The 2,708-nt window shown below is 68.2% G+C and carries 2 protein-coding genes; both read right to left on the bottom strand.

The window, feature by feature from the left end; all coding sequences use genetic code 11:
- Nucleotides 1-1,400 (bottom strand): bifunctional 3-(3-hydroxy-phenyl)propionate/3-hydroxycinnamic acid hydroxylase (locus tag HUU96_RS14495; RefSeq protein WP_174293445.1); only part of this gene is annotated, 1,400 nt, incomplete at its 3' end.
- 98 nt (nt 1,401-1,498) lie between these two features.
- Nucleotides 1,499-2,416, bottom strand: coding sequence for a LysR family transcriptional regulator (locus tag HUU96_RS14490; RefSeq protein ID WP_174293444.1), 918 nt, complete (start codon nt 2,414-2,416; stop codon nt 1,499-1,501).
- Nucleotides 2,417-2,708 lie beyond the last annotated feature (292 nt).

Here is a 2,708-nt window from a genome sequence, read left to right as displayed (position 1 = left end):
TCGAGCACGACGATGCCGCCGCCGATCGCCTGCCAGCGCGCGGCGGTGCCGGCGGCGAGGCCTGGCGTGCGGTTCGCCACCAGCGCGAAGCGGCCGCCCAGCAGCGTGTCGAGCGCGATCCTCTGGCCATCGTCATCGACCACCAGTTCGGGAAACCGCGCGCCGCCAGTAGCAGGGTCGATCGCGCCCGCATGGATGGGCGGCACCACGTCGGTCATCGCCACCGGAGCGGTGGCACGCGCCGCCTCGATCGCGCGGAACTCGGCGTCGCGCGCGCATGCCGCGGCCGCATCGGTGATGCAGACCGCGGCCCCGGCCGCCACCGATGCCGCGACGATCGCGCGCACATGCGGCTCGCGCTCGACCTGATAGCTGTCGAGCAACGCCGGCGAGGCGGCCCCGTCCAGCATCAGCCGCAGCTTCCAGATCAGCTGCGTCGCATCGCGGATGCCGTGGCACATGCCCTGCCCGAAGAAGGGCGGGGTCTGGTGGGCGGCGTCTCCGGCCAGGAAGATCCTGCCCTCCTGCCAACGGTGCGCGATCAGCGCGCGGAAGTTATAGACGGCGCTACGGATCATCTCGACATCGTCCGGGTCCACCCAGGCCCCGATCTCGCGTCGCAGCCAGGCGTCGGAGGTGACGAGCGCATCTGGCTCGTCCGGCTCCAGCCGATATTCCCAGCGGCGGTGATCGCCGATGCTGGGGATCAGAGTCGCCGGGCGGCTGGGATCGCAGACCATCAGCGAAAAGCGGCCGTCGCGAACCTCCGGCGGGATCGCGTACGCATCGGGCCAGCGCATCGCGCCGCGCACGAACGTGTCAACCACCAGCCAGCGTTCCTGGAAGCCGATATCGTCGAGCTCGATGCCGAGCGCCTTGCGCACCGGGCTCGACGCGCCGTCGCAGGCCAGCACGAACGCGGCGTCGATCTCGACCGTGTCGCCATCGGCGGTGGTCGCCGTTACCCGGCAGCCGCCATCGTCCTGCACGACCTCGCGCACGTCATGACCCAGCCGCACGTCGACCTGTTCAAAGCGTTGCAGGTTGTCGCGCAGGATCGCTTCCAGCTGCGGCTGATAGAACAGGTTGCTGGGATGCGCGGCATCGGCATGGGCCGGGCCGGGGCTGCGAAACGTGCGGATCGGCTTCAGGTCCGCGCCGAGGTAGACCGAGCCGCCCAGCGGCCTGGTCGCCTGCGCCAGGGCGTCGCGCAATCCGATGCTGGCGAACACCCGCATGATCTCCGCGTCGAAGTGGATCGCGCGCGGCAGGGCATAGGGCTGAAGCTCGCGGTCGAGGACGACGGTACGCAGCCCGGCCGCGCCGGCGAGGCCTGCGGCGGTCGCCCCCACCGGCCCCATGCCGACGATGATCAGATCCGCTTGCGTCCGGCTCGCCACGTCATCCCCTCGCCGTCACCGGCTGTCGTATCGGAGTTCGCTAGCGTGGCGGATTATTGCCGACAAAGAGGATTGAAGATGTTTTCCATAACCAGCGTTCATAGGCCGGCGGTGACTTCGCCCGGCATCCCGGCGCATTGCGCCCGCACCAGGTCCATCACCGCCCGCGCGCCGGGCAGCAGCGTGCTGTTCTCACGATAGGCAAGCCCGACCTCCTCCAACGGAAACACAAAGTCGGTATCGAGGGCAACCAGCGCCGAACCTGCCCGCGCACTCAACAAGGTGGCGGGCGCGACGGTGACGAAATCGCTCTGCAGGATCAGCGAGTCGAAGAAGATGATGGTGCTGACCTCGATCACCACCGTCGGCGGCGGCAGGCCGGCGTCGATAAAGGCGCGGTGGACGATGGCGCGGTGGGAGGCGGGAAAGTCCGGGATCAGCCAGCGGAACTGTGTCAAATCCTTGAGCGACGATCGCGGTTGCCGCGTCAGCGGATGATCCTTGCGCACCACCACCACCGGGCCGGTACGCAGCAGGGGGCTGAAGGTCAGGCCCGGGGAGCGTTCCTCGGCAGGGATAAGCAGGATCGCGCAATCCAGCTCGCCGTCCAGCAGCGCGCGGGTGAGTTCCGACGAGAAGGCGACGCGCAGCTTCAGCCGCAGCCCCGGATGCAGCCGCATCACCGCCTGCGCGACCTGCCCCATCATCTCGGTCATGGTCGGGATGACCCCGATGACGATGGTGCCGCGGGTCATGCCGCGTTGCGCGTCGATCTCGGCGACGGCGCGGCGCATCTCGCTGTCGATCATCTTGGCATAGCGGAACAGCGTCTCGCCAAAGGGAGTCGGCACCACGCCGCGCGGATGCCGGTCGAGCAGGGTCACGCCCAGTTCCTGCTCCAGCGTCGCGATCGCCTTGCTCAGCGCCGGCTGCGAGATGTGCACCGCCTCCGCCGCGGCCAGCATCGTGTGGTTCTCGACGCAGGCGACGAAATAGCGAAGGAAGCGGGTGTTCATGGACGGCTCCTGCAACGGCGAGACTTGATCGATGTGAGCAGCAAACGGCTATATCTATAAACGCAGAGAATAGCTTGCTGCCGAGATTTCAATTTCGCCAGGCGGGGCCGTCCGTCACCTCTCCCGTAAATAAATACAGGAGAGGATCGCTTGGGACATTCGCATCGGCGGCTCGCGTCATTTACTTCCAGCGTGACCTTGGCGGCGGCGCTGGCCTGGCCGGCTGTCACGCAGGCCCAGACGACGGCGGCGCAAGGCTCGACCGCGGCCGGGCGGGAGGCTCCGGCCCAGC

The organism is Sphingomonas bacterium (assembly GCF_903644135.1).
Classification (GTDB): Bacteria; Pseudomonadota; Alphaproteobacteria; order Sphingomonadales; family Sphingomonadaceae; genus Sphingomonas.
The sequence above is the reverse complement of the archived record's forward strand: the minus strand, read 5'-3'. Positions and strand labels throughout refer to the sequence as shown.

Excerpts from the sequence above, each read along its gene's own strand:
- HUU96_RS14490 (WP_174293444.1), bottom strand. The coding sequence starts at position 2,416 with ATGAACACCCGCTTCCTTCGCTATTTCGTCGCCTGCGTCGAGAACCAC.